Below are 26,900 nucleotides of genomic sequence, written 5' to 3' on the forward strand. Positions count from 1 at the left end.
GCGACGCACTCAGCGTGTGCCGTTTCGGGCGTACTCGGCGACCGCGCCGATATTGGTCGTATCGATGAACGCGGGACCGGTCAGCACCGGGGTACCGCCACCGATGGTGTTGCCGTTGTTGAGGTAGAGCCACAGCGAGTCGATCGCCAGGTAACCCTGCAGGTACGGCTGCTGATCGATGGCCCACGCCACGTCGCCCGACTCGATCGCATCGACGAGTGCGGCATTGGTGTCGAACGTGACGATCGTGGCGTCGCTGCCCGCATTGTTCTTGGACTGCACGGCCGTCAGAGCGATCGGAGCGGCCAGCGCGATGACGTGGTCGATGCTCGGGTCCTGCTGCAGCTTGGCCGTGATGGTCGACTCGACGGACGGCATGTCCTTGCTGTTGACGTTCAGGATCTCGGTGGTGCCACCGGTGAAGCCCTGCCTGACCCCGGCGCAGCGAGCCTCGAGTGCCACGGCACCCTGCTCTTGAATGATGCACAGGGTCTTTCGTGCACCGTCCTCGGTGAGGCGAGCCCCTGCAGCCTGTCCGGCGATGGTCTCGTCCTGACCGAAGTACTGCTGCACTCCCATGTTCTTCCAGGAGTCGTAACCGGAATTGAATGCGACCACCGGAATGCCTGCGGCGGTTGCCGTCTCGACCGAGGGTGCCATCGCGTCGGGCTTGGCCAGGGTGACCGCGATGCCGTCGACCCGGGAATCGATCGCGCTCTGGACGAGGTTGGCCTGGTTGGGTGCCTCCGGATCTGCCGAGTAGCGTAGTTCGATGTTGTCCTTGGCCGCGGCGGCCTCGGCACCTTTGCGAACCAGATCCCAGAACGTGTCGCCGGGAACCTCGTGCGTGATCATCGCGATCGTTGCCGACGGCGTGTCGGCCACGCCCGCGTTGTTTCCGTCGTCGGAGGAGCGAGGAGCACCGCCGGTGCTCGAACAGGCGGCGACGGTCAGAGCCGCGACCGCACAGACCGCTCCGATCGCGATCGGCCCGCGCCTTTGCCGAAACCTCATTGCACTTCCCTTTCCAACAACCGGCTCTCGAACGACCGACGAATCCACCCCGCCGACCTGATCACTGTAAGAAACGATCGGTACCCGCCACGCATCTTCGACGATTATTCGTCAGGCGACGAAACCGGCGTGCGCAGCACCGGACCTCGGACATGAGAGAACTCTCATCTCCGATTCACGTGGCCACAATCCGCCGTCATCAGACTCGTCCGTGTGCGAACCATCATCGTCTCGGCCCTGGGACTGCTCACCCTCGCCGTGCTCGTCGCAGCAGTGCTGACGACTCGATCGACGGGCGAGCAGAGCCCGTTGCCCGCACCCATCGTTGCACCCGCCGCACCCGTGCAATCCGCCCCGGGTACTCCGGGGTCCGTTCCCCCTGCACCGGGACCGGGCGGCGCCGCGCCCAGTATCGCCCCCACCCCCGCGCCACAGCCGGTGGCACCGGACGGATTCGTGCCCCCACCGCCGCTGCCGCCTGCCGACTGGGACGATGACTTCGACGACGACTGGGATGACGATGACGACGACGACTGACCCTGCTGCGAGACCGACCACGTGATGCGGACGCGACTGCTCGCCCTGCGCCCGACGAGCGCTCGGAGCAGGATCTTCTCGTGGGTACTGCTGTTGGTGCTGGCATCTCTCGCGGCCGTCACCGTCACCACCTGGCTGCTGATGATCCGCGCGACCGACAATCGCATGCGCGAATCTCTGCGCACCGAGATCGCCGAGTTCACCACCCTCACCGACGCAGGCGTCGATCCGGGAACCGGCGCACCGTTCGACGGCATCAACGATGTTCTCCGCGTGGTGATCACCTACAACCTCGCCCGCCCCAACGAGAAGTTCCTGGGCTACGTGGACGGTGCGTTCGCTGTACAGAGCAGGCAGCAGGCACCTGTGCGACTGTCCGACGACACCGGCTTCACCGCCGAGGTCGGCTCCGTCACCGCACCGGTCGAGGGTTCGTATTCGAGCGCGGCAGGCGAAGTGGTGTACCTCGCGGTGCCGGTCTCGCTGGCGGGCGACCCGGTGCCGGGCGTCGTGGTCGCCGCCTACTTCGCCGATCAGGAACGCGCCTCGGCCGACGAGACCGCCACTCTGATGCTCGTCGTCGGTGGCGTCACCTCGGTTCTGGCCGCAGTAGGGGCATGGTTCGTCGCGGGCCGCATCATGTCGCCGATCAGACACATCGCCGCCACCGCCAGAACGATCACCGAGACCGACCTGTCCGGCCGAATCACCGACACCAGAACGACGGGTCCAGGCGACGACATCGCAGACCTGATCGACACCCTGAACTCGATGCTCGACCGCATCGAGTCCGGCGCGGCGAGTCAGCGCCGATTCCTCGACGACGCCGGCCACGAGCTCCGCACTCCCATCACCATCGTTCGAGGTCATCTCGACGTGCTCGACCACGGGGACCCCGCCGACGTTCGAGATACCGTCGCGCTCGTCGACGACGAACTCGATCGGATGAATCGACTCGTCGCCGACCTGTTGTTGCTCACCCGGGCCGACCAGACGAGCTTCGTCACGCCGGTGGACACCGATGTCGACGCCCTCACTCGAAGCGTGTTCGAGAAGGTGACCACCCTCGCCGACCGGGAATGGGTGCTGGAGGCGAGCGCAACGGTCCACGCGCCGCTGGATGCGCAACGACTGACCCAGGCACTGCTGGCGTTGGCGGACAACGCAACTCACCACACGATCCCCGGCAGTCGCGTCGGCATCGGATCGCAACTGTCCGACGGAGACATCCGCTTCTGGGTCACCGACTCCGGCCCGGGAATCGAGCGTGACGAGCAGGAACGAATCTTCGAGCGCTTCGCCCGCGGCCGCAACGGAACCAGACGCACCGAGGGTGCGGGGCTCGGATTGTCCATCGTCACCGCCATCGCACAGGCCCACCGTGGGCGAGTCAGTGTCGGCAGCGCTCCGGGGCACGGGGCCACATTCACCATCACGATTCCCCTGCCCGATTCCCCTCCCCCACAGAAGGATCGACCATGGCCCGCATCCTGATCGCCGAAGACGAACCCCGGATCGCTTCGTTCGTCCACAAGGGGCTCAGGGCGAGCGGTTTCAGCACGACGACGGTCTCCGACGGCAGGTCCGCGTACGAACACGCCCGCAGCGGTGACTTCGATCTGGTGGTACTCGACATCGGCCTGCCGATCATGGACGGTTTCGAGGTACTGCAGCGACTGCGCGGAGAGCAGTGCGAGATACCGGTGATCGTGTTGACCGCACGCGACAGCGTCCAGGACGTGGTGTCCGGTCTCGAGACCGGTGCCGACGACTACATGGCGAAGCCGTTCCGATTCGAGGAACTGCTGGCGCGCATCCGAGTTCGCCTGGGCAGCAAACGAACCGTCGACACCACACAGCTCGCGGTCGCCGACCTCACCCTCGACCTGCGTACCCGGCGGGCCGTGGTGGGAGACCGCACCGTCGACCTGTCCGCCCGCGAGTTCGCCCTGGCCGAGACCTTCATGCGCCACCCCGGACAGGTCCTCTCACGAGAGCAACTCCTGTCGCAGGTGTGGGGCTACGACTTCGACCCTGGATCGAATGTCGTCGACGTCTACGTCCGCTACCTCCGAGCGAAATTCGGTGCCGCACGAATCGAGACCGTCCGCGGCATGGGATACCGACTGTCCGAGACATGAGTGGCGTCGGCCGGTGCCGACGCCACCGATCGAGTATCAGTCGTCCCGATCGTTGTCGTCGTTGTCATCGTCCAGATCGTCGTCGTCCAGATCGTCGTCGAGGTCGTCGTTGCGGTCGTCCCAGTCGTCGTCACGACCGTCCAGATCGTCGTTGCGGTCGTCCCAGTCGTCGTCACGACCGTTCAGATCGTCGTTGCGATCGTCCCAGTCGTCGTTGCGGTCGTCCCAGTCGTCGTCGTAGCGGTCGTCCGGGATCTGGGTCGGCTCGGGCTGCTGGGGAGCTGCCGGCGGGTTCGGAGTCGAATCTGCCTCCGGCAGAGGCTGTTCCACCGAGATCGAGGACGGGCGCTGCTGGGTGGGGTCGTCGTCGGCGATCGCGAGTGCGCCGACGCTTCCGAGGGTGACGACAACGGCTGCTGCACCGACGATCATGAACTTTCCTGGCATTCTCATGTCTGCTCCTTCGATCCGAGTTCTGTGGGCCACCGTTTCGGTGATGACTCAACGATCGGGGTCGAACGTGAGAAGCGAAGGAGCACAACATGAGCGAGTTCTCATACTCGCGACGGGCGCGTGGGTCGACGTTCGTCCGTTGCCGGTGACGATGTCGGGACGAGAACCAGGGTGGTTCGGGTGATGCTCGCCGGTGGGTCGCCACGTCGACCGACCCCCGAGCGCCTATGGTGATTCGCGATGAAAAGGATCAGAAGTTTCGCGGCTGTATGTGCGGTATCGATTGCGCTCGTCGGAATCGGTGCTGGACCTGCCCCGGCACAGCCGGCCGCCGAGCCTCCGGTTCCGACGACGACACCGCCGTTCACGACGCCGGACACCGACAGCTGCCCGTTCGCCGCGTCACCGCCCCCGGCGATCGATCTGTCCGAGGTACCGGCACCTGGAAGCACTGCCCCGCAACCACTCCCGATTCCCGCCGAGGCCGTCGGCGGCGACCGGCTCGCCGAATGTGGGGCGGTGCTGCCGGACGGGGCTCCCCCGTTGCCTGCCGATATCTCGGCCACCGGGTTCGTGGTGGCCGACATGGACTCCGGCTCAGTACTGGCCGCCAAGGATCCGCACGGTCGGTACCGGCCGGCGAGCACTATCAAGGTGCTGCTTGCGATCGTCGCCCTCGACGAGCTGGACTTGAACTCTCGTATCACCGCGACCGCAGAGGATGCCGACGCCGAGGGCAGTGCCGTCGGCATCGGGAAGAACGGTGTCTACACCAATCTCGAATTGATGCAGGGTCTGGTGATGGCATCGGGAAACGATGCAGCACACGCGTTGTCCAGGCAGTTGGGCGGGGACGCGGCCACCGTGGAGAAAATGAATGCCAAGGCCGCAGAACTGGGTGCGCTCGACACGCGCACCGCCACGCCGTCCGGTCTCGACGGTCCCGGCATGGCGAGCTCGGCCTACGACCTGGCGTTGATCTACCGCGCGGCCATGCGCAATCCGACCTTCGCGCAATTGATTTCGACCGAAACCGTTCAGTTTCCCGGCTACCCGAGGGACCCGACGATCCCGGACGACCAAGACCGACCCGGGTTCGCCCTCTCCAACGACAATCAGCTGCTCTACAACTACGAGGGAGCTCTCGGCGGCAAGACCGGGTACACCGACGATGCGCGCCAGACATTCGTCGCAGGAGCAGAGCGGGGCGGCAGGCGTCTGGTCGTGACGATCATGAAGGGTGACGTGTTGCCGATCCGGCCGTGGGAGCAGGCGGCCCGCCTGTTGGACTACGGGTTCGCGCTCGATTCCGGCCGCGGCGTCGGCGAACTCGTGGAGCCGCGATCGACATCCGCGGTGACGAGTACGCGCACGCCCGCGGCCGGTCCGACGCTCGCCCAGCCGCCCGCATCGGCGTCCGGGTCGAGCTCCCGCCAGTCGGAGATGCAGGCCCAAGGCGACACCGTCGTTCGCATCGCGATCGGTGTCATCGGTTCGATCGTGGTGATCGGGCTGCTGTGGGGAGCTCGACGGCTGTCACGCAACCGCTGAACCGGCTCGACCGACAGAGCGATCGCGATCCGATCAGCGGCGTCTGTTGCGCAATCCTGCGACGCCGAGAGCGGCGAGGGCACCGGCACCCACCAGCGCCAGACCCCCCGTCACGCCCGGCCCTTCGCTGACCTCGACCCTGGTGTTGATCACCGCCGGCTCCGGTGCCGGAACATGCGCCTCGGCGAGGCTTTCGCGAGTGGTCGCAGCGAACGCCGTGGAGAACAGCACCAGCCGTGACGTCGTGAACACGAACACCAGCAGACCGATGATGGGTCCGAAGACCACCCCTGCTGGGCCACTCGTCACCGAGGCCAGGTAGATGGCACCGAGCTGCTTGAAGATCTCGAACCCGACGGCAGCGAGCAGGGCTCCTTTCGCTGCGCTGTGCCACGAGACCGGCTCGCGCGGCAAACGCGAGATCACCCAGGTGAACAACGCCCAAGTACCCGCAAGCGCGAGAAGAATCGAGAAGACGCGCAGGGCCACGCCCACTCCCGGGACGGAATCGAGATTGGCCCACTCGAGAATGCTGCGCATCAGCCCACCTCCGGCCAGTGCCGACAACGCCAACGACAGCACCAGCGCGGTCCCCAGCCCCAGCAGCGCAGCGAAATCCTTGGCCTTGGTAGCCAGAAATCCACCCTGCTCGTGCTGGCTCTCCCACATGGCGGTCAGTGCCTCGCGCAGGTTCGCGATCCAACCGAGACCCGCATACAAGGCACCGAGCAGACCGATGATGCCGACACTGGTCCGTGACTCGATGGCCGTCTGGATCAGCGAATTGATCGTCTCGCCGAAGCTGCCGGGCACGTTCTCGGCAATCTGCGACTGGATCTCGGCAAGCCACTCGGGCTGATTCACCAGCACGAATCCAGCGATCGCGAACGCGACCATCAGCAGTGGGAACAAGGCCAACACACTGAAGTACGTCATGCCTGCCGCGTAGTAATCGCCCTTCTGACCCTGATACCGCTGTGCCGCAACAACAGTGTGATCGAGCCAGGGCCACCGTTTGCGCCGGTCTTCGAGGATCGCCTTGAAATCTGGCATGGCACTCACCTTCTCGCTGTCGTCGCCTGCTGTCGGATCGTGTCGCCGCGGTGTGCCGTAGATGCTATGCACCCGGCGGCAGGAAACCCACCCTGTCGTAGACCTGAGCGAGCGTTCGACTCGCCACTTCCCTGGCTCGATCCGCACCGGCCGCGAGGATGCGATCGAGTTCGGCCACATCGGCCATGAACCCGTCCATCCGCTCCCGCAGGGGAACGACGAACTCGGTCAGAACGTCGGCGGTGTCGGACTTGAGGTCGCCGTACCCCTTACCCGCGTACCCGGCAACCAGATCATCGATGCTCGCGCCCGACAGGGCAGACTGAATCACCAGCAGGTTGCTGACGCCCGCCTTGTTCTCCGGATCGAACACGATGTCGCGTTCGTTGTCCGTCACGGCCGAACGAATCTTCTTCGCCGACACCTTCGGATCGTCGAGGATGTTGACGATGCCCGCCGGATTCGACGAGGACTTGCTCATCTTCGCGGTGGGATCCTGCAGATCGAAGATCTTCGCGGTGCCCTTGATGATGTGCGCATCGGGCACGACGAACGTCTTCTTGAACCGCGTGTTGAAACGCTGCGCCAGATCGCGAGTCAACTCGAGGTGCTGCCGCTGATCCTCACCCACGGGCACCAGATTCGGCCGATAGAGCAGGATGTCGGCGGCCTGCAGAATCGGATAGGTGAACAGTCCGACGCTGGTGTGATCGCGGCCCTGCTTGGCGGACTTGTCCTTGAACTGAGTCATCCGCGCAGCTTCACCGAATCCGGTGATGCAGTTCAGAACCCACGCCAACTGTGCATGCTCGGGCACCTGACTCTGCACGAACAGCGTCGACTTCTCCGGATCGATGCCCACCGCGAGCAACTGCGCTGCGGCCACACGGGTACGGCGACGAAGCTCCTTGGGATCCTGCGGCACGGTGATCGCATGCAGGTCCGGGATGAAGTAGAACGCATCGAACTCGTCCTGCAACTCCACCCAGTTCCGCACCGCACCCAGGTAGTTACCGAGATGGAACGAATCGGCAGTCGGTTGGATGCCGGAGAGCACCCGCCGACGCGGACCCTGCGGAGTGTCGATGGAGTCGGAAGAAGACATGATGCAATCTTTTCACGACCCCATCGACGCCCACTTCCTGCCTGCCGAGATCGTCACTCCACAGGCTCCGCTCTCGCCACACGGGTCACTCCGCAGGCTCCGCTCTAGCGATAGCGCACGGTTACCGGAGCATGATCGGACCATCGCTGGTCGTACGCCTCGGCCCGCTCGGTGATCGCTTCCTTGGCACGCTCGGCCAGATCACTGGTGGCCAACTGATAGTCGATCCGCCAGCCGGCGTCGTTGTCGAAGGCCTTGCCGCGGTAGGACCACCAGCTGTACGGACCCTCGACACCCGGGTGCAACACCCGGACGACATCGGTCCACGGGGCCTTCTCGGCGAGCAACCGCGACACCCACTCCCGTTCCTCGGGCAGAAAACCGGAGTTCTTCCGGTTGGTCTTCCATGCCTTCAGATCGGCCTCGGTGTGGGCGATGTTCCAATCGCCGCAGACCACCACGTCGCGATTCTCGGACTTCGCGGACTTGGCCGTCTTCGCCAGGTACTTCGCGAACGCCGCCATGAAACGTTCCTTCTCGTCCTGACGCTCGGTACCCACCTCACCCGACGGCAGATACAGGCTGGCCACGGTGACGTCGCCGAAGTCGGCTTCGATGTAGCGACCGGCATCGGCGAACTCGACGGCCCCGATACCGGTACGAATGGCATCGGGAGCCGCCTTCGACAGCAAGGCCACCCCGTTGCGGCCTTTCGCGGACGGCTCCGCCGAGGCCAGATGCCATCCCGCATCGAGGGCCGGGGCCAGCGCCTTGGTCAGTTCCCCGTCGTTGGCGCGGGTTTCCTGCAAGCAGATGACGTCGGCATCGGTGGCCTCGAGCCACGGCAGCATGCCCTTGCGAACAGCAGCGCGAATTCCGTTGACGTTGACAGTGGAGACAGTGATCGGCACGCCGACGACGGTAGCGGAGCCCACCGACACACGGGACGTGGGCTGCACATCGAGGTCGTTCCCGCAGGCGCCTACCGTCGCCTCGGCTTTGTCCCTGGTTTCGGGGCGGTGACCACCGATGTGACCTCCGGCGAGATACTCGGTTCCCGGTCGATGCGCCGGTAGACGAGGTGCTGTTGGGCATAGGTCCAGATGTTGTTGCTCACCCAGTACAACAACACCGCGACCGGAAGCACCGGTCCGCCGACGAGTACGCCCGCCGGGAACACCCAGAGCACGAGCTTGTTCATGATCGCGGTCTGTGGGTTGGCGAGCGCCGCTGCGTCCTGCCGGGCGACGGACGCCCGCGAGTTCATGTGCGTGGCCACCGCAGCGACGATCATCAACGGGACCGCCACGAACGCGATGCTCCACACCGACGGCACTCCACCGAACGGACCGAAGGCCTCGAGCACCTCCCGAGAACTGTTGACGGCCGCAGAGATCGGCGCGCCGAACAGGCGTGCGTCGAGAAAGGACTGCACATCGGCGGCGCTGAAGACATAATTCGCAGTGTTCGCATTCTCCTGCGCCGTCATACCCAGATGACCGAATCCGGTTCCGGTTCGATTGAACGAGCGCAGCACGTGCAGCAGACCGATGAAAACCGGGCCCTGCGCCAGCAGGGGCAGGCACCCCATCAACGGGTTGAAACCGTGTTCCTGCTGCAACTTCCGAATCTCGGCGGCCTGCCGAGCACGGTCCGCGGAGTATTTCTTCTGTACGGCCTCGATCTGTGGTCGGAGCCTCTTCATGGCGAGCTGCGAACGAATCTGGCCGACGAACGGCTTGATCAGCAGCGCCCGAAGTGTGAACACCAGGAATATCACCGACAGGGCCCAGGCGAAACCGTTGTCGGGGCCGAGCACGGACCCGAAGACTCGGTGCCAGAACCACAGCACGGCGGAGACGGGATAGTAGACGAAATCGAGCATGGTGGAGCACCTCACTGTGAGAGAAGTCGGTCGGTTGGCGTCTCGACCGGATCTCGCAGTGGCTCAGACGAAGTGGAGCCACCGGTCCGGTCCACGGACCGGACCGGGTGCTCTGGGCATGGGGCGACCTGGCGCATCGGGTTGCTGTTGCCTGCGGAACGATCCCCGAAGTCGCCGCCCGTCGGCGCCTGCAGCGCACGACGACAGCGGTGCGATCAGTGCGAGGTCGGACGGCGCACCGAGCACGACCAGGGACGCCGCGACCAGCGCACCGAACATCGCTATCTGTGCGGCGGGTTGGGCGTCGACGACGGCAAAGACGACGAGCAGGACGGCCAGGACGCCGACCAGCGTCCCGGCGTAGCGTCGAATCGCCATGTGGACAGGTCGAGAATCGAGCATCTTCGGTTCCTCGTGACAGCCTCGCGGACAACGGGTTGCGAAGGCGTGGGGGAACTTTCGAGCTACAGTGCCCCCACCGGCATACCGGGTGCGCGCGGCTGCGGGCGTCCAGGGGCATCCGGTCGATGTTGACGCCGGAACGCACCTCGACGGTGGCGTTCCTCTGCGGCGGGGCCGATAATCGGCAGCAGGCGCAGCAGTGCCGGAACATCGACGCGGTGCGCGAGCAGCATCAGCGTCGTCAGTGCCGCAACGAGAAGCAGGGCGAAATCTGCGGTTGCGGCCGGCATCGTCAGGTGCAGCGCCACGAGAAGCAGCGAGGTGACGACCATGCTCTGGTATCGCATCGCGCACCTCCCTGATGTGTCACTGAACCCGAGTCGTTGCTCAGGGTACAGATACCGAGGGGTCCGTGCACAGGTGCCAGGTGTCGCCGACGATGACCGGACCGCGGGCCCGTACACACGGACGCACGTACTCCGGCAGTCGGTCGAGCTCCGCGTCGGCGTCGGCCGACAACCCACCCACGTAGGACGTATCGATGCGTCCGGTCTGCTCGAAGCGATCGACGTTGTGCCGAGCGATGTACGCATCCGGGTTCAGGGCGGCCAGCGCGAGCACGGTCAGAACTGCACCGACCCCCACAGCTCTCGGTAGCCAGCGCCCCGACATCCGCACGCCCGACACCAGAACCAGTACGAACACCGATCCCAGCCACCACTCGACAGCCGTGACGAACAACCTGAGCGTCGTGTAGCCGTACTGCTGCTCGTACAACGACATTCGATGCAGGGCCGACGCAACGATCACCGACGACAGCAGGCACAGCGCTCCGAGCAACGCCCGCAGTGCGATGCGATCTCCCCGGTCTTCTCGTCGAGCCTTCGCGACCGTCACAGCGATGACGAGCAGTGTCAGTACCGTGACCGCGAGCAATTGCCAGAAGCCCTGTCGGGCGTATTCGGCATTGGTCAGACCCTCGGTGGTGAGGACGTGTCCCTGCCCGCCGAACAACGCCGGCACCTGAAACCCCACGAACACGGCGAACAGGGCCACCACCGCCCCGAGCGGAACCATCCACTCCCACAACTGCACTGTTCGACGCGGCGACGGTGCGAGCCGATCGAACCGAGGCGGATGCAGCGCGACGTAGGTGACGGCGAGCGCACCTGCTGCGGTGAGAACGAAAACGACAATGCGCCCGACGACGGACGCGGCATCGAACTCGGGTGTCACCGCACTCAGCGCATCCGCAAAACGCTTGTCGGCCGCACCGAACAACGCCGCGAACACGACGAGCAGCGCGATCGTGACAACCGAGACCATGCCGATCCGCACCGGCCGTGGCCCCTCCACATCGATCGAACCGGCTCCGCGTCGGGTCCACCGAGCCACGCGCACCGGCAGAAACACCGGCACCAGAGCGCCGAGTGCGATTCCCGTCCACGTCCAGGCACGAGAGAGGACCACCACCGCGACCACGATGGCGAGCGTCGTCGACATCGTGACGATCCACTCGGCCGCTCGCAGCGCAGACACGCTCGCCAATGCCAGCACTCCTGCCGCCCCTGCCCATTCCCACCGCGTGAGCCTGCCGCTGCGCGCTGCGAGCACGACGGCCACGAAGGCGAGGGCAGTGATCAGCACACCGAATGTGTTGTTCACCAGCGTCACCGAACCGATCAGCCCGGCGACAGCGGCCCCGATCAGCGCCGCACGGGGAGCCTGCGCATACCGCAGCACCGGCCAGGTGCGAGGCCCCCAAAAAGAGCGACCGTGCTTCGCAGTCGGATGAGTAGGAGTGTCGATCGTGGTCATGGCGCTTCCTTCTTCTGTGTTTCGGGCATGGAAGGTCGGCGGCTGCGGTCCGGGGACGTGCAGTCGCGGTTCGGATGTATCGAGCAAGTCAGTGTTCGGGGATGGCCACTCTGATGTGGCAGCCGAATTCGCTGTCGAGAACTTCGATGGTTCCGCCGTGCAGTTCGGTGGCCCAGCGCGCGATGCCGAGGCCCAGACCTGTTCCACCGTCGGTGGATCCGCCGCGGGTGAATCGGTCGAACACCGCATGGCGATCGGCGAGCGCGATGCCTGGGCCCTGGTCGACGACGTCGAATGCATACGCTTCGCCGATCCGATGGGCCCGTACCGTCACGGTGCTCGACTGGGGGGAATGCCGCACGGCGTTGTCGACGAGGTTGGTGATCACCTGTGTCATGCGAGATCGGTCGGCCACCACAGTCGAATCACCGGGCGAGACGACGATCGACACTCGTTCTCGGTGCACGACTGTCGCATCCTCGAGGAATTGCCGAACCGCGAACTCCTCCGGGGCAATGGTGAGCACACCGCCCTCCACCCGCGACAGGTCGAGCAGTTCGCTGACCAGATCTCCGAGTCTCTCGGTTTGGCGCAGCGCCACCGCCAGCGTCGCGGGATTCGGCTCGGTCACCCCGTCGACCATGTTCTCGAGCACGGCACGCAGCGCAGCGATGGGCGTCTTCAACTCGTGCGAGACATTGCCGATGAGTTCGCGGCGGTACTTCTCGGCTGCTTCCAGATCACTCGACATGGTGTTGAACGCCGTGGCCAACTCCCCCACCTCGTCCCTGGATGTCGCCCGCACTCGCGTCGAATAGTCGCCTCGCGCCATCGCTTTGGCGGCCGAAGTCATCTCGCGCAGTGGTGACGTCATCCCGTGGGCGACGAATTGGGTTGCGGCCAAGGACACGACGAGCGCGGCGAGGAGGGTGTAGCGAAACTGCCAACCCGCCCCGATCCAGAAGACGACGCTCGCGAGGACCAACACCGTGCCCACGACGAGCGAGACCTTGAGCTTGAACGACCGCAACGGATCCAACGGTCGCGGCAGCATTCGAGTCATCGCGGAGACTCCACGGCGTAGCCCACGCCGTGCACGGTGCGAATGAGATCGCCACCGAGTTTGCGCCGCAACGCTTTGACGTGAGAATCGACCGTCCTGCTACTGGCCGAATCGTCCCAGCCCCACAGTTCCGACAGCAGGGTTTCACGCGAGACGGCGGTGCGCGGCCGCGCGGCCAGATAGGCGAGGATGTCGAATTCCGTTCTGGTCAAATGGATGTCGCCGGAGGGATCGGTAACCCGCCGTTCCCGGTGGTCGATCTGCACGTCACCGATTCGAACTGCCTGTGGTTCGACGGCCACCGCACGCTCGGCACGCCGAACCAGGGCGTGTACGCGAGCGACCAGCTCGCGCATACTGAACGGCTTGCCCAGGTAGTCGTCCGCGCCGACGCCCAGGCCGACGAGCATGTCCGTCTCGTCGGACTTGGCCGTCAACATCAACACCGGCACCGGGCGGGACGCCTGAATCCGGCGGCACACTTCGAGCCCGTCGAACCCGGGCAGCATCAGATCGAGCACCACCACGTCGGGATCGATCCGGGCGCACGCGTCGACGGCGGACGGGCCGTCGGCGGCCGTGACGACCTCGTACCCTTCGCCGCGCAGCCGGGCGGCAACGGCCTCGGAGATCGTGGGCTCGTCGTCGACGACGAGAACTGTGCGGCTCATGAGAATCGACCCTAGAGGGCGCACGTGGAGGAGCCCGTCGGGAAATGTGGAGGTTCGGTGAAGGTTCGAGCAGCTCGTTTCTCGTCGCAGGGCCAGGCGGACTCAGTGGCGCGCTGAAATTAGGTTCGGCTACCCTTCCCGGCGTTAGCCAACCCTTACGAAAGGCGTCTCGATGCTCATCCGACCTCTTCACCGAACCTGGGCGGTGTGCGCGATTGCGCTGACCACCGCGGGAATGCTGACTGCGTGCTCGAGTTCCGCCGACGAGGCACCGCCGACGGCCGGTGGCGCGTCCGTTTCGGCGGCGTTCCCGGTGACGATCGAGCACGCGTTCGGTGAGACCGTCGTCCCGGACGAGCCCACTCGCGTCGTGGTGGCCGGGTACACCGAGCAGGACACGGTCCTGGCACTCGGCGTGATACCCGTCGGGGTCACCGAGTGGTACGGCAACCAGCCGTACGCCACCTGGCCGTGGGCCCAGGCAGCGTTGGGCGACGCACAGCCCGAGGTGCTCTCGAACGACGACGGATTCGAGACGGAGAAGATCGCCGCACTCGAGCCCGATCTGATCATCGCCACCAACGCGGGTCTCACGGCGGAGAGCTACAGCATGCTCAGCGACATCGCGCCGACGCTCGCACAGTCCGACGCATCGACTGCCTACTTCGAACCCTGGGAAATCCAGGCCGAGAAGATCGGCCGTGCACTCGGAAAGAAGTCCGAGATCGACGCATTGATCGAGGGCGTGAACCAGAAGTTCGTCGACGCTGCGGGCGCGCACCCCGAATTCGCCCGCAAGAAGGCGATCTTCCTCCAGAACGCGTTCTACGAGGGCAAGGCGATCGCGTACCAGGACGGGTTGAGCACGGACTTCCTGACGAAACTGGGCTTCGTCATCCCGGATGACATCGACGCGTACGTGCCTGCCGACGGCAGTGCGCAGGCGAGCATCCCGCTGGAGAACCTGTCGGTTCTGAACGCGGCCGACGTGTTGATCTGGGGAACCGAGGAGCCCGGCGACCGCGCACAGTTGGAGAAGGAAGCGGTGTACAACGCACTCGAGCCGGTGAAGGACGGCAACCTCGTGTTCACCGACGGTGTGACGGCAGGAGCGATCTACTTCACCAGCGTGCTCAGCCTGCCGTACGTGATCGACAAGCTCACCCCGGCACTGACCGAAGCTCTCGGGGGAACTGCCGCGACCATCACCGGCTGATCCGGCGCGACTCTACGCAGCCGAACGCTTGTCCATCCACATGGCGGTGGCCAGAACACCGAGACCGGCCACCGCCAGGCCCGAGCCGACAGCGGCGGGTGCCGTGTAGCCGAATCCGGCGGCGATCACGGCACCACCGACTGCCGCTCCGATGGCGTTGGCCAGGTTGAACGCGGCATGGTTGAGCGATGCGGCGAGCGTCTGGGCGTCCTCGGCCACGTCCATCAATCTCGTCTGCAGACCGGGTACCACCGAGGAGCCGGACGCACCGATGAGGAACACCAGCAGTAGCGCGGTGATCGGGTTGTGTGCGGCCACGACGAACACCGCAAGGAACACGGCAGTGGCGGCCAGGCCGACGAAGGTGCCCTTGAGCTGGTAACGGTCGGCGAGCCATCCGCCCGCGTAGTTTCCGGCGACCATTCCCAGGCCGTAGATCATCAGGGCGACCGGGACGAGTGCGCGGGCCAGACCGGCGACATCGGTCAGCGTCGACGCGATGTAGGTGTACACCGCGAACATGCCGCCGAATCCGACGATGCCCACGAACAGGGTCATCCACACCTGGCTGCGGCGCAGTGCGCCGAGCTCGGTGATGGGGCTGGTGGTCGGCATCGCGTCGAGTCGCGGCATCCACAGAACGAGCGCGGCGACGGTGAGGGCACCGATGACGGCCACGAGAGTGAACGCACTGCGCCATCCCAGCGCCTGCCCGATCCAGGTCGCCACCGGTACGCCGACGACGTTGGCGACCGAGAGTCCCATCATCACCATCGCCACGGCCTTGGCTCGTTTGCCGGGTTCGGCGAGGTGGGCAGCCACCAGAGCCGCAACACCGAAGTACGCACCGTGCGGCAGACCCGCAACGAATCGCGAGGCCACCAGCTCGTCGAAGCTCGGCGCGAACACGGTGCCGAGGTTTCCGAGGGTGAAGGCCACCATCAGCGCCAACAGCAACATCCGGCGCGGAACGCGGGCAGCCAGGGCTGCGATGGTCGGGGCACCGACGACCACACCGAGCGCGTACGCGGAGATCATGTGGCCGGCCGAGGGCTCGGAGATCCCCATCGTCGTCGCGATGTCCGGCAACAGACCCATCGACGCGAACTCCGTGGTGCCGATTCCGAAGCCGCCGATGGACAGAGCCAGCATCGCGAGCTTGCGGCGGGTGGAGTGCGGTCGGTGACTGACACTCAGGCCACTCGACACCTTGCCGCGCGCAGCGCTGACTCGGGCAAGAGCGGAATCGGTGACAGTCACAGCAATACAACCTTCGTGTGGAGATCGGGGGCAGAGGAAGCGTCCTGGAGTCGAGCCTGTGAAAGAAGGCCGACCGAAGCAGGAACGTAGCTCCGGTCAATTGTCTTCCCGAAGGTGTCCCGTTTTCGCGTCTACGAGCGGTGATAGTCCTCACCCGAGCATCTGCTCGAGTTCCGGCAGAGCCCTTGTTCCGGTGATGTGCCGTCACCCGCTAGGATATTCGCCAGGTCATGAGTGCCAGCATCGAGCCCCGGCTTGCTGGCCGGCAACCCTCCAACCGCGGTGGGGTGCCCCGGGTGAACGACCAGGCCGATCCGGTATGCGAGTGCCGTATCGACAAGCGCGGGTCCGCAGGAAGCGGACCCACTGAACCTTCGGCCCCCAGGGTCCGAAGCCTGTCAGGAGGTTCTCTCATGTGTTGCTGTACCGATACGCCCCGTAGCGCTCGACTTCTCGAGCTTCATTCGATATTCGAATCGTCTTAGACGGACTCGTCCAAAGAAAACGGAGTATCACCAGCCATGACCGATTCCACCCCCGACGTCGTCGACGCCACCGGAGCCCCCACCGAGGATCCGTTCACCGATCCTGCCGCCGACTGGAGCTTCGAGACCAAGCAGATTCACTCGGGCCAGACCCCGGACGGCACCACCAAGGCTCGTGCGTTGCCGATCTACCAGACCACCTCGTACACGTTCGACAACACCGATCACGCAGCTGCCCTGTTCGGCCTGGCAGAACCCGGCAACATCTACACCCGCATCATCAACCCGACGCAGGATGTCGTCGAGCAGCGCATCGCCGCCCTCGAAGGTGGAGTCGCGGCGTTGTTGCTCGCATCGGGTCAAGCCGCCGAGACGTTCGCGATCCTCAATCTCGCGGAGGCAGGCGACCACATCGTGTCGAGCCCGCGGCTCTACGGCGGCACGTACAACCTGTTCCACTACACGCTCCCCAAGCTGGGCATCACCGTCTCGTTCGTCGACGATCCCGACGATCTCGAGCAGTGGCGTGCCGCGATCACTCCGTCGACCAAGGCGTTCTACGGCGAGTCGATCTCGAACCCGAAGAACGACATTCTCGACATCCCGGGGATCTCGGCCGTGGCCCACGAGAACGGCATCCCGCTGATCGTGGACAACACGGTGGCGACGCCGTACCTGCTGCAGCCGTTGAAGCACGGGGCCGACATCGTGGTGCACTCCGCGACGAAGTATCTCGGCGGCCACGGAACCGCGATCGCGGGCGTCATCGTGGACGGCGGGACGTTCGATTGGACGCAGGGCCGTCATCCCAACTTCACCACCGCGGATCCGAGCTACCACGGCGTCGTGTTCGCCGATCTCGGTGCGCCCGCATTCGCGCTGAAGGCACGCGTTCAACTGTTGCGCGACATCGGTGCTGCGGTCTCTCCGTTCAACGCCTTCCTCATCAGCCAGGGCCTGGAAACGTTGAGCCTTCGGATCGAGCGGCACGTGGCGAACGCACAGAAGGTTGCCGCCTTCCTCGCCGGTCGCGACGACGTCGTCTCGATCAACTACGCCGGACTCGAATCCTCGCCGTGGTACCAGCGCGGGCAGGAGTTGTTGCCGAAGGGGCAGGGCGCGATCATCGCGTTCGAGCTGAAGGGAGGCGTTGACGCGGGCAAGAAGTTCGTCAACGCACTCACTCTCCACAGCCACGTCGCTAACATCGGTGACGTGCGCTCACTCGTCATCCATCCCGCTTCCACCACCCATTCCCAGCTGACTCCGGAAGAGCAGCTGGCGTCGGGTGTCACCCCCGGCCTGGTGCGTCTCGCCGTGGGCATCGAGGGAATCGACGACATCATCGCCGACCTCGAGGTCGGATTCAGCGCGGCGGCATCTTGAGCCACAGCTGCGACACAGGCGTTCGTCCGGAGGCGGTACTTCCGTCTCCGGACGGGCGGTTGGGAACCATCGACATCGGTGGTCTCGATCTCGAGAACGGCGCTCGAATCCCCCAGGTCACCGTTGCGGTGCAACGCTGGGGCGAACTCGCCACCGACCGCAGCAACGTCGTGCTCGTCGAGCACGCCCTGACCGGGGACTCGCATGTATCCGGTCCGCCGGATGCCGATCACGCTCTGCCCGGTTGGTGGAACGGAATGGTCGGTCCCGGCTGCCCCATCGACACCGACGAGTGGTGCGTCGTGGCGACGAACGTGCTCGGCGGCTGCGGCGGGACCACGGGCCCGAGCAGCATTTCTCCCGACGGCATGCCGTACGGATCTCGCTTCCCGGACATCTCCATCCGTGATCAGGTCGCTGCCGAGGCGGCCGTGGCCGACGTACTGGGAATCGAGCGGTTCGCAGCCGTCGTCGGCGGCTCGATGGGCGGGATGCGCACCCTCGAATGGATCGTTGGCCATCCCGACCGAGTGGCGGCCGCCTTGGTCCTGGCAGTCGGCGCCAGGGCAACTGCCGACCAGATCGGTACCCAGACGACACAGATCGCCGCGATCAAGGCCGATCCAGGATGGCTCGGCGGCAACTACCACGACACCGGCACCTCGCCGACCGCCGGACTCGGCATCGCGCGACGCATCGCGCACCTGACGTACCGGACCGAGAGCGAACTCGACAACAGGTTCGGGAACACACCGCAGAACGACGAAGACCCGTGGGCCGGCGGCAGATACTCCGCACAGAGCTACCTGGAGCATCAGGCTGCCAAACTCGTCAACCGGTTCGACGCGGCGACGTACGTACTGCTCAGTGAGGCAATGAACCGTCACGATGTGGGCCGTGGCCGCGGCGGAGTAGCCGAAGCTCTTGCGTCCACGCCGGTTCCGACGATCGTCGGCGGAGTCGACTCCGATCGCCTGTATCCGCTTCGCCTGCAGAAGGAGATCGCTCGCGAGCTCCCGCAGTGCCGCGGACTCGAAGTGATCCAGTCTCGCGACGGACACGACGGCTTCCTCACCGAGGCCGATTCGGTGGCGAAGCTGCTCGCCGAGACGATGGAGCTGGCCCGCCTCGGACGGCGCTGACACCGCCGGACAAGGTCAGTCGGTCCCCAGCGGATCGATCGACAGCGACAGAAAGACGATCGCTCCGCCGACGCAGCCCAGCGCCAGCACATCGAACACACGACTGCGCACTTGCAGTGTGCCGACTCGTGTTTCGGGCAGGCACAGCCGCAGGACAGCCGCCAGCAGTGCGGCGCATCCGAAGATGAATGCGCCGCGCCGCCAGCGATCGGCCAGCACCAGAATCAGCGCGGCGAGGACGACGACCGAGACTGCGACGATCGGTAGATTGCGCGTGACTGCAGCGCGAAATCCTGTGTCGAGCTCCCGCCGCGCATCCTCTGGATGGTTCACGTCCGGTTCGCTCAGCTCTCGGCAGCGAGGCGCTCGGCGCGCTCGACGACATTTGTGAGCAGGAAGGCCCGGGTCAGCGGGCCGACGCCGCCGGGGTTGGGCGACAGGAATCCGGCCACCTCTGCGACATCGCCTGCGACGTCGCCGCGCAGTCCGTCCTCGGTGCGGGTGACCCCGACGTCGAGCACCGCAGCACCCGCCTTGACCATGTCCGCAGTGATCAACCCGGGCACTCCGGCAGCAGCGATGACGATGTCCGCGCGTGAGACCTCGGCGGCCAGATCACGAGTTCCGGTGTGGCACAACGTCACTGTTGCGTTCTCGGAACGCCTCGTGAGCAACAGGCCGATGGGTCGCCCCACCGTCACTCCGCGGCCGATGACCACCGCGTGCGCACCGTCGAGAGCAACGTCGTAGCGGCGCAGCAGGTGCACGATCCCGCGAGGTGTACACGGCAGTGCGGCATCCTTGCCCAGTACCAGCCGTCCGAGATTGATCGGGTGCAGACCGTCGGCGTCCTTGTCCGGATCGATTCGCTCGAGCGCAGCGTTCTCGTCGAGATGCTTCGGCAAGGGCAGCTGGACGATGTAGCCGGTGCATTCGGGGTTGGCATTGAGTTCGTCGATGACGGCTTCGAGATCTGCCTGGGTGATGTCCGCGGGCAGATCGCGACGAATCGAGGTGATGCCGACCTTGGCGCAGTCGTTGTGCTTGCCCCGGACGTACGCGGCCGAACCCGGATCATCGCCCACCAGCACGGTCGCCAGACCTGGGGTGATGCCCTTCTCACGCAGCGTTGCCACGCGGGCGGTGAGATCGACGAATATCTCGTCACGGGTCGCTTTGCCATCGAGAATCGTTGCAGTCACCCGGTCATTGTTCCAGGTTCGGCGTCAGCAGCGGCGCACCGGTCCGATCACCACCGTCAACCCTCGACGACGAGCCCATGAGCTGCCGCATAGGCCACCGCCTGCATCAGTTCGATCTTCGCGTTGCGCACGCTCGCGCTCACCCACAGAGATGCGTCGGCAACGGCTCCACGAAGATCCGCCTCGTCGAACTTCGCATCGATTGCCCGGGCACCCGAGAAATCGACCGAGCGCACGGTTGCCTTCCGGAAGTCTGCGGACACGAGGTTCGCTTCCCGCATCCGGCACCCCGTCAGATCGAGGCCGCGAAGGTCCGCGTTGCCCAGCGATGCGAGGGTGAAGTCGACTTCGTCGTAGGTCGCTGGACGCATGCGACTGTCGACGAACACGGAGCCCATCATGGTCGAATGGCGAAAAGTGCTGTGCTGCAGATTGGTCCGAGTGAAAGTGCACGATCGAAATGCAGAGTTCGTATGAACCGATTCGGTCAGGTCGGTACCGGTGAAGTCGCATTCGGAGAACACCACCGAGTCGGTTCGGACGCCGCTCATGTCCGCGTCACGAAAGGTACATCGAACGAACTGCCTACCGGTCCACTCCTGCCCGTCGAGCCGCGTGTCGGAAAAATCCTCACCGATCGTCTGTTCGTCGTCCACCTGCCCCATACTTCCCGGGCTCGTGATGGCAGAGTGAACCGGGTGTTTCGACTCATGTTCTTCGAGCCCCGCATTCCACAGAACACCGGCAACGCAATACGCCTGGTCGCCGGGACCGGCTGCGAACTGCATCTGGTGGGCCCGCTCGGCTTCGACATGTCCGAGCCGAAACTCAAGCGGGCAGGCTTGGACTACCACGATCTGGCCTCGGTGACGGTGCACGCGGACCTGCCCTCGGCCTGGTCGGCGCTCGCACCGACTCGCGTGTTCGCCTACACCGCGCACGCTTCCCGGTCCTACGCGGATGTCGCGTACGAACCCGGCGACGTCCTCCTGTTCGGACCGGAACCCACAGGATTGCCCGACGACGTCCTGGACGACCCACACGTGACCGATCGGCTCCGTATTCCGATGGTTCCGGGCCGCCGATCGTTGAATCTGGCGAACGCGGCAGCAGTGACGATGTACGAGGCATGGCGCCAGCACGGGTACGAAGGCAGCGTCTGACGGGACTGCGTCGGAACGCGCGCTGACCGGGACGGCCCGCGACGCCGTACTCGCGGCCGACCGACCGTGTTGCCGACCCGGATGCGGTTGTCGGGATGCCGGTGCACGACCCGCGCCACTACGTAGAACTCTCCGACGGAGGCGAACGGCTGCCTTCGGCATCGGCGGTGAAACTCATTGTGAGCGTCGACAAATCGTCGGAGACAATCGGCAGCTGCCCGGTAACGATTTTCTTTCGTTCGCCCGGCACCCAGGATTGCTGCCGCTCGGAGCCCCCAGCCACCTCGGGCACGAGCAAGAAACCTGTTCGATGCACTGAAATATCAAGTGATGGAACAGAATTCGCCGCATCCGACACCGAACACGATAGCGACCCGAACATGCCTTGGACGGTCCCAACCGCGGCAGCCGGGGTGCGCGAAACCGGACTTCTACGGCGATCCGTCACCGGATGCCTGCGGCACCGTTACACAAACTGCGCCTGCTTGCTGCCATGGACTGGCGGGGCGGGGTACCGTGTGCCGCACCGACCCGTTTCGCTCGTGAAGGAGCTTTCTGTTGTTCTCTGTTTCCCTGCCCCGTCTCGCTTCCCCTACCTCCTCCTCCGCGCGCACATCCAGTCGGTTCTCCAGTCGAATTGCCCGCACCGCAGCAATATTCGCCCTGGGCTCGGGATTGACGGTCGCCGCCCTGTCGGGCACGGCCACTGCGTCGGCAGCCCCCGTCAACTGCGTGTCTCCGCCTTCGGCCAACGACATCCAGGTCGACGACACCGCGAGCTGCGGAGCGACCTCGAACGGCACCGGACGGGCCACCGCAGGTGCTGCCGACAGTGGCACCGCAGTCAGCGTCAACGACGGCCCCGGCGCGACGACCACGTACGCCAACGGATACGGCGTCGCCCTCGGAGCGAGCAAGAATGCGGGCACTGCCTACGCACTGGCACTCGGTGGCGGAATCGCGCACTCGTGGGCCGATGCCGGGCAGACGACCCTCGCAGTCGCCGGGTGGGGATCCGGTGCCACGTCCGAGGCTCAGGGCGTCGATTGCGTCGGCCCTCTGTCGCTGGCACTGAACCTCACGAGCGGTCAGTTCTGCGTTCTCGGTAGCTGACACCGCAGAGGCACGATTTCGAACCGGTCGAACGGAGCCGATTACCCGGCAGTCACTGCTCGAGGTAATCGGCTCCGCCGACATACACGGTGTGACCGGACTTCTCGATCGGCATGATGGAAGCGTCCACCACAGCCGCCGCGAATTCGGCAACCGTGGGAAGCGCACCCTGTGCGGTGCGAGCGGCCACTGCATCAGGGTTTCGGCGCTCCAGGAGAGTCACCACGATGGTGCCTTCGATCATGTCGCCGGACACCACAACCAATTCGATGCCACGAGAATCGAATTCGGGAATCATCCCACGTAGAGCGTCCTCGCCTGCTCGCTTGCTCTCGGCAATGGGCTCGTACTCCACGGGGACCGGCTTCCTGCCGTGAAAATGCGCCTGATGACTGGTGAGAAAGACGATGCGTGAGCCGGGTTCCATGCGTTCGGCTGCGGCGCGAGCCATCGCCAGCTGAGCATCGCGGTTGATACTCATCGCGTAACCGGGATCGGCACCGAGCTCGAGCCCACCGGACGCGTTGAGCACCAGTACGTCGAGAGCGCCGAATTCGGCAGCAACCGACGCGAGCATCGCATCGATTGCCGCCGAGTCGGTCACGTCGGCTCCGATAGCCAGCGCTCGGCCCCCGCTCTTCTCGATCGCTCGCACCACACCGTCGGCTCGGCGCTTCTTCTCTCGATAGTTCACGGCAACCATCGCCCCCGCCGCACCCAACTGAACCGCGGTCTCCGCTCCGATGCCACGAGACGCACCGGTGATCAGCACCGATTTCCCTGCCACACGCTGCGTCATCGCCACTCTCCCTTTGCTTCGATTTTCGAATTGCTTCGATTTTCGAACCACTATGATCAAATGCGATGGAAATGGCAAGCGAATCCCGCCGATCGATGACGGCCGTCCTCGACCTCCTGGGGCAGCGGTGGAACATGCGCATTCTGTGGGAACTACGTGGCGGCCCACTCGGGTTCCTCGAACTACGACGACGCACCGACGACATCTCGTCCAGCGTTCTCGCCACCCGACTGCGCACGCTCGTCGATGCGCGAGTGCTGCTCAAGGACTCGGACGGGTCCTATCGCCTGACCGAACTCGGCGACGAGTTGGGGCCGGCACTCGAACCTCTCTGGCTGTGGGCGCAGCGCTGGAACGAGGGCAGACACACCGACGATCACCGCCCCTGAACAGCAGAATCAGCTCGATCGACGTCTCCGATCCTCGGCAGCGTCGGGGCCGACGCCGGGAGCAGAACACGATCGAAGGTCGCGTGTGCCGAACATCGAGTGGATCTGCGCGGCCTGCAGAATGGTCGGCGCTCGTCGACCGGCATACTCGAGAAATGAGCAATTCACGTGCAAGAGCTCGCCCCCGGGCACTGTCGTTGCACGGCCGCATCAGAGTATTGACGATGAGCGTGGCAGCACTGGCAGTCGCAGTGAGTGCTCTCGCGATCTATCTCGTCGCAGAACAGGCCCTCCGCTCACAGATCGTGGACCGCGTCGAACGCAACAGCGACGCTCTCATTGCCAGCGCCGCATCCGGCGTTCCGGCAGGTCTCTTCGGCTTCGGTATAGAAGACACCGAAGGCACCGCGGTGAAGGCAGCGCTGGTGACGCCCGACGGCACGTTGGTGACGTCGACGACTGGCACCGAGCCCTTCACCAATTCCGACGGAGTTCTGGACGACGCGGAGAAATCTGTCGTGGACGGCACCGTCGAGCAATCGCTGCGCGAGGTACGAGGCTACTACCTGTCGGCAGCACGCACCGGCTCCGGCGGAACGATCATGGTGGCCGAATCGCTCAATGAAGCGTCACCCTTGCTGGCCAAACTCACACTCGCACTCGTCATCGTCGGAGCATTTCTCGTCGCGCTTGCCGGCGTCGCCGGTGCAGCCGTGGCCCGTACCGGACTCAGGCCGGTACGCCGACTTCGCGCGGGCACCGAACGTGTGGCCAGGACCGGGGACTTCGAGCCCATCGATGTCAACGGTGACGACGAACTGGCTTCACTGGCCAACAGCTTCAACGAGATGTTGGCGTCCCTGTCTCGTTCGCGAGCACGACAGGGGCAACTGATCGTCGACGCAGGAGCGGAACTGATGGAGCCCCTGACGGCACTGCGTACGAACATCGACCTACTGATGTCGCTCGACGGGCCCGACGCACCGTCGATGTCCGAAGACCAGCAGGACCGACTGCGCGTCGAGGTCATCGCTCAGATGGACGTCATCATCGGATTGGTACACGATCTCGTCGATCACGCCAGGGAGCCCGCGCCGACACCCCAGTGAGGACCTTCGAGTGGATCAGGACGAGAGCCGCACCCCGGTGAGCTGTTCGGACACCTCCCAGAGTCGGCGTGCATCGTCCATGCTGCGCATCGGCTTCCACATGCCGACCTCGGTCGGTGGCCCGCCGATGACTCGTTTCGGGCCGTAGAACTGATCCCCACCCGCGTCTCCACCTGCGGCTGCGACCAATCCCGGCCGTGCTGCACTGTCCACCGTGCCCGCGATGCCGACGCGGGCAAGAACGCCGATCAATCGTCGTCCTGCCGAATCTTTCGGGCGCCCCAATTCCGGTTGTGCCGCAAGCAGATTGGTCGGCGAAACTCCGGGGTGAGCGATGTTGCTGGTGATTCCCCAGCCGCCGGCCCTGCTGCGCGCCTCGAGTTCGCGTGCGAACAGAGCCACCGCGAGCTTCGATTGACCGTAGGCCTTCATGACGTCGTAGGAACGCTCCCAGTTGAGATCGTCCCAATTGATGGTCGCCGACCGTGCCGCAATGCTCGTCTGATGGGTGACTCTCGCATCACCTTTGCGCAGCAGCGGCAACAGACCGAGGGTGAGCGCGAAGTGGCCGAGGTGATTGGTGCCGAACTGCAGCTCGAAACCATCCTGGGTGACCTGGCGTGCAGGTGGCTGCATGACACCGGCGTTGTTGACGAGTATGTCGATCGCTCGTCCATCGGATGAGAAATCGTTCACCAGAGCGGAAACGGATTCCAACGACGACAGATCCAGCGCCCGAGTGGCGACCTTCGCTCCCGGCACGGCGGCTCGGATCGATTCGGCGGCCCGCTTCCCCTTGGTGGCCGAGCGCACCGGCATCACGACCTCGGCACCGGAGCGGGCGAGCTGCGTGGCGATGACCGTTCCGATCCCGTCGCTCGCTCCCGTGACGACGGCCACCTTGCCCGCGAGATCGTGAAGGGATGTGTGTGCTGTTCGGCTCATGACAAGCTCCTGTGTCGGTGTTGATCGTGTGGATTCGACCTGCAGAACCCATGTTCGACGATTGCCTGGGGCTCATCCAGGACTTGCCGATCCACTGATACGACCGCCACCGTCGAATCGCGTCAGGACAGCACCTGAGTTCCCACCACCGCGAGCAGTTCCAACTTGGCGTAGCTCTCGCTGCCGGGCACTGCCGTGTACACCAGCAGTCGATGCGCCTGCTCGGGGTCCAGCAGTGTCTGGCAGTTCAGTTGCAGCAGGCCGACCGTCGGGTGCAGAAACCGCTTCGACTCGGGTGGGTGCACTCCCACTTCGCGCTTCGCCCACAGGGTTCGAAACTCCTCGCTGACCTCGAGCAATTCTGCGGACAGGTGCGCAGCTCTCGAGTCGGGTCCGCGAAGAGTGACGATCTCGCGCAGCCCCGACGCGTACACCCGAGACAGCACCGCACGCTCTTCGGGCGGGTACGACTGCCGGGCCTCGGGGTCGGTGAACCATCGGTATCCCAGGCTCCGGTTCGGCCCGGTGCGCAGCGACGCATCACCTGTCAGTGCCGCACCCAGCGGCGTCTGACGCAGCGTCTCTCCGATTTCGGACACGATCTCGGCGGGCGTGTCGTTCAGGCGGTCCAGAATTCGGAGCATTCCCGGGCTGACGTGCTCGCTCGACGAACCGCGGGCAGGAGGATTGTGCCCGGCCAATCGAAACACGTGATCACGCTCACCGAGCGACAGATGCAGTCCCTGCGCGATCGAGGCGATCATCTGCGCCGACGGAGCGGGTCCGGTAGCACGTTCGAGTCGTGCGTAGTAGTCGGTCGACATGTGGCACAGCTCGGCCACCTCTTCGCGGCGTAGGCCCTGGGTCCGTCTGCGCTGCCCTCGCGGCAGCCCGACGTCCTCGGGTTGCAGAGATTCGCGCCGCTGCCGGAGAAACACTGCCAATTCCGATCGATCGATCACCGCGGAGCCCCTTCCGGTCGAACGCGGTTGCCTCTG

The 26,900-nt window shown here is 65.1% G+C and carries 29 protein-coding genes and 1 riboswitch; of the genes, 11 read left to right on the forward strand and 18 right to left on the reverse strand.

The window, feature by feature from the left end:
* Positions 1-9: 9 nt before the first annotated feature.
* On the reverse strand, positions 10-1,014 hold the full coding sequence (locus NY08_RS08550) for a substrate-binding domain-containing protein (protein ID WP_032397465.1): 1,005 nt from the start codon (positions 1,012-1,014) through the stop codon (positions 10-12).
* Between the two features lie 213 nt (positions 1,015-1,227).
* On the opposite strand from NY08_RS08550, the gene NY08_RS08555 reads away from it, so the two are divergent.
* The 3 genes from NY08_RS08555 to NY08_RS08565 are packed head-to-tail and all read left to right on the forward strand — an operon-like array spanning position 1,228 to position 3,692.
* On the forward strand, positions 1,228-1,551 hold the full coding sequence (locus NY08_RS08555) for a hypothetical protein (RefSeq protein ID WP_045195842.1): 324 nt from the start codon (positions 1,228-1,230) through the stop codon (positions 1,549-1,551).
* A gap of 24 nt (positions 1,552-1,575) precedes the next feature.
* On the forward strand, positions 1,576-3,045 hold the full coding sequence (locus tag NY08_RS08560; protein ID WP_082073729.1) for a sensor histidine kinase: 1,470 nt from the start codon (positions 1,576-1,578) through the stop codon (positions 3,043-3,045).
* Positions 3,030-3,692, forward strand: a complete 663-nt coding sequence (locus NY08_RS08565) for a response regulator transcription factor (RefSeq protein WP_045195844.1) — start codon at positions 3,030-3,032, stop codon at positions 3,690-3,692. The genes NY08_RS08560 and NY08_RS08565 overlap by 16 nt, the downstream gene beginning before the upstream one ends.
* Positions 3,693-3,728: 36 nt before the next feature.
* Here the strand turns inward: NY08_RS08565 and NY08_RS08570 are convergent, their stop codons facing one another.
* Positions 3,729-4,145 carry a hypothetical protein gene (locus tag NY08_RS08570; protein ID WP_082073730.1) on the reverse strand — a complete coding sequence of 139 codons (417 nt, stop codon included), beginning with the start codon at positions 4,143-4,145 and terminating at the stop codon, positions 3,729-3,731.
* 240 nt (positions 4,146-4,385) lie between these two features.
* On the opposite strand from NY08_RS08570, the gene NY08_RS08575 reads away from it, so the two are divergent.
* Positions 4,386-5,696: a D-alanyl-D-alanine carboxypeptidase family protein gene (locus NY08_RS08575; RefSeq protein WP_045195846.1), complete on the forward strand. Its 1,311-nt coding sequence runs from the start codon at positions 4,386-4,388 to the stop codon at positions 5,694-5,696.
* A 33-nt stretch (positions 5,697-5,729) separates the two neighbouring features.
* On the opposite strand, the gene yhjD is transcribed toward NY08_RS08575, so the two are convergent.
* The 9 genes from yhjD to NY08_RS08620 all read right to left on the reverse strand — a co-directional run bounded on the left by yhjD (position 5,730) and on the right by NY08_RS08620 (position 13,693).
* Positions 5,730-6,749 (reverse strand): inner membrane protein YhjD, encoded by a 1,020-nt coding sequence (yhjD, locus tag NY08_RS08580; protein WP_045200025.1) that lies wholly within the window; start codon positions 6,747-6,749, stop codon positions 5,730-5,732.
* 64 nt (positions 6,750-6,813) lie between these two features.
* Positions 6,814-7,854: a tryptophan--tRNA ligase gene (gene trpS / locus NY08_RS08585; protein WP_032397468.1), complete on the reverse strand. Its 1,041-nt coding sequence runs from the start codon at positions 7,852-7,854 to the stop codon at positions 6,814-6,816.
* A 104-nt stretch (positions 7,855-7,958) separates the two neighbouring features.
* Positions 7,959-8,765, reverse strand: a complete 807-nt coding sequence (locus NY08_RS08590; RefSeq protein ID WP_082074005.1) for an exodeoxyribonuclease III — start codon at positions 8,763-8,765, stop codon at positions 7,959-7,961.
* 71 nt (positions 8,766-8,836) lie between these two features.
* Complete coding sequence (gene yidC, locus NY08_RS08595; protein WP_045195848.1) at positions 8,837-9,739, reverse strand: membrane protein insertase YidC; 903 nt, start codon at positions 9,737-9,739, stop codon at positions 8,837-8,839.
* A gap of 63 nt (positions 9,740-9,802) precedes the next feature.
* The gene (locus NY08_RS08600) at positions 9,803-10,141 is read right to left on the reverse strand and encodes a DUF6412 domain-containing protein (RefSeq protein WP_141214722.1); all 339 of its coding nucleotides are present in this window, start codon (positions 10,139-10,141) and stop codon (positions 9,803-9,805) included.
* Between the two features lie 62 nt (positions 10,142-10,203).
* Positions 10,204-10,488, reverse strand: a complete 285-nt coding sequence (locus NY08_RS08605; RefSeq protein WP_032397470.1) for a DUF6412 domain-containing protein — start codon at positions 10,486-10,488, stop codon at positions 10,204-10,206.
* A gap of 40 nt (positions 10,489-10,528) precedes the next feature.
* Positions 10,529-11,959 (reverse strand): DUF4153 domain-containing protein, encoded by a 1,431-nt coding sequence (locus NY08_RS08610; RefSeq protein WP_082073731.1) that lies wholly within the window; start codon positions 11,957-11,959, stop codon positions 10,529-10,531.
* A gap of 88 nt (positions 11,960-12,047) precedes the next feature.
* Complete coding sequence (locus NY08_RS08615; RefSeq protein ID WP_045195852.1) at positions 12,048-13,022, reverse strand: HAMP domain-containing sensor histidine kinase; 975 nt, start codon at positions 13,020-13,022, stop codon at positions 12,048-12,050.
* Complete coding sequence (locus NY08_RS08620) at positions 13,019-13,693, reverse strand: response regulator transcription factor (RefSeq protein ID WP_045195854.1); 675 nt, start codon at positions 13,691-13,693, stop codon at positions 13,019-13,021. Before NY08_RS08620 ends, NY08_RS08615 begins: the two co-directional genes overlap by 4 nt.
* A gap of 172 nt (positions 13,694-13,865) precedes the next feature.
* Between NY08_RS08620 and NY08_RS08625 the strand changes: the two genes are divergently transcribed.
* Positions 13,866-14,909 (forward strand): ABC transporter substrate-binding protein, encoded by a 1,044-nt coding sequence (locus NY08_RS08625; RefSeq protein ID WP_045195855.1) that lies wholly within the window; start codon positions 13,866-13,868, stop codon positions 14,907-14,909.
* Positions 14,910-14,921: 12 nt separating this feature from the next.
* On the opposite strand, the gene NY08_RS08630 is transcribed toward NY08_RS08625, so the two are convergent.
* Complete coding sequence (locus NY08_RS08630; protein ID WP_032398222.1) at positions 14,922-16,061, reverse strand: MFS transporter; 1,140 nt, start codon at positions 16,059-16,061, stop codon at positions 14,922-14,924.
* Between the two features lie 334 nt (positions 16,062-16,395).
* Positions 16,396-16,518: riboswitch (SAM riboswitch) on the forward strand.
* Positions 16,519-16,690: 172 nt separating this feature from the next.
* Here NY08_RS08630 and NY08_RS08635 point away from each other — a divergent pair.
* Together NY08_RS08635 and metX are read left to right on the forward strand one after the other, a co-directional pair.
* Entirely contained in the window at positions 16,691-18,040 is a 1,350-nt protein-coding gene (locus tag NY08_RS08635; protein WP_082073732.1) for a bifunctional o-acetylhomoserine/o-acetylserine sulfhydrylase, read from the forward strand.
* Positions 18,034-19,182 (forward strand): homoserine O-acetyltransferase MetX, encoded by a 1,149-nt coding sequence (metX, locus tag NY08_RS08640; protein WP_373453515.1) that lies wholly within the window; start codon positions 18,034-18,036, stop codon positions 19,180-19,182. Before NY08_RS08635 ends, metX begins: the two co-directional genes overlap by 7 nt.
* Before the next feature lie 15 nt (positions 19,183-19,197).
* On the opposite strand, the gene NY08_RS08645 is transcribed toward metX, so the two are convergent.
* The 3 genes from NY08_RS08645 to NY08_RS08655 are packed head-to-tail and all read right to left on the reverse strand — an operon-like array spanning position 19,198 to position 21,049.
* Positions 19,198-19,515 (reverse strand): DUF3017 domain-containing protein, encoded by a 318-nt coding sequence (locus NY08_RS08645; protein ID WP_045195859.1) that lies wholly within the window; start codon positions 19,513-19,515, stop codon positions 19,198-19,200.
* An 11-nt stretch (positions 19,516-19,526) separates the two neighbouring features.
* The gene (locus NY08_RS08650) at positions 19,527-20,384 is read right to left on the reverse strand and encodes a bifunctional methylenetetrahydrofolate dehydrogenase/methenyltetrahydrofolate cyclohydrolase (protein WP_045195861.1); all 858 of its coding nucleotides are present in this window, start codon (positions 20,382-20,384) and stop codon (positions 19,527-19,529) included.
* Between the two features lie 56 nt (positions 20,385-20,440).
* Complete coding sequence (locus NY08_RS08655) at positions 20,441-21,049, reverse strand: pentapeptide repeat-containing protein (RefSeq protein WP_045195863.1); 609 nt, start codon at positions 21,047-21,049, stop codon at positions 20,441-20,443.
* A gap of 33 nt (positions 21,050-21,082) precedes the next feature.
* Between NY08_RS08655 and NY08_RS08660 the strand changes: the two genes are divergently transcribed.
* Together NY08_RS08660 and NY08_RS08665 are read left to right on the forward strand one after the other, a co-directional pair.
* Positions 21,083-21,547 carry a tRNA (cytidine(34)-2'-O)-methyltransferase gene (locus NY08_RS08660; RefSeq protein ID WP_200893180.1) on the forward strand — a complete coding sequence of 155 codons (465 nt, stop codon included), beginning with the start codon at positions 21,083-21,085 and terminating at the stop codon, positions 21,545-21,547.
* 558 nt (positions 21,548-22,105) lie between these two features.
* On the forward strand, positions 22,106-22,660 hold the full coding sequence (locus NY08_RS08665) for a DUF6764 family protein (protein WP_200893181.1): 555 nt from the start codon (positions 22,106-22,108) through the stop codon (positions 22,658-22,660).
* 52 nt (positions 22,661-22,712) lie between these two features.
* On the opposite strand, the gene NY08_RS08670 is transcribed toward NY08_RS08665, so the two are convergent.
* Positions 22,713-23,459 (reverse strand): SDR family oxidoreductase, encoded by a 747-nt coding sequence (locus NY08_RS08670; protein WP_045200031.1) that lies wholly within the window; start codon positions 23,457-23,459, stop codon positions 22,713-22,715.
* A gap of 65 nt (positions 23,460-23,524) precedes the next feature.
* Between NY08_RS08670 and NY08_RS08675 the strand changes: the two genes are divergently transcribed.
* Positions 23,525-23,848 (forward strand): winged helix-turn-helix transcriptional regulator, encoded by a 324-nt coding sequence (locus NY08_RS08675; RefSeq protein ID WP_230596986.1) that lies wholly within the window; start codon positions 23,525-23,527, stop codon positions 23,846-23,848.
* Positions 23,849-24,003: 155 nt separating this feature from the next.
* Complete coding sequence (locus NY08_RS08680; protein ID WP_045195867.1) at positions 24,004-24,957, forward strand: methyl-accepting chemotaxis protein; 954 nt, start codon at positions 24,004-24,006, stop codon at positions 24,955-24,957.
* A gap of 15 nt (positions 24,958-24,972) precedes the next feature.
* Here NY08_RS08680 and NY08_RS08685 read toward each other — a convergent pair whose 3' ends face one another.
* Entirely contained in the window at positions 24,973-25,902 is a 930-nt protein-coding gene (locus tag NY08_RS08685) for an SDR family oxidoreductase (RefSeq protein WP_045195869.1), read from the reverse strand.
* A 122-nt stretch (positions 25,903-26,024) separates the two neighbouring features.
* Positions 26,025-26,864 carry a helix-turn-helix transcriptional regulator gene (locus tag NY08_RS08690; protein ID WP_032397483.1) on the reverse strand — a complete coding sequence of 280 codons (840 nt, stop codon included), beginning with the start codon at positions 26,862-26,864 and terminating at the stop codon, positions 26,025-26,027.
* Positions 26,865-26,900: the final 36 nt, after the last annotated feature.

The sequence above is a fragment of the Rhodococcus sp. B7740 genome (assembly GCF_000954115.1).
Classification (GTDB): Bacteria; Actinomycetota; Actinomycetes; order Mycobacteriales; family Mycobacteriaceae; genus Rhodococcoides.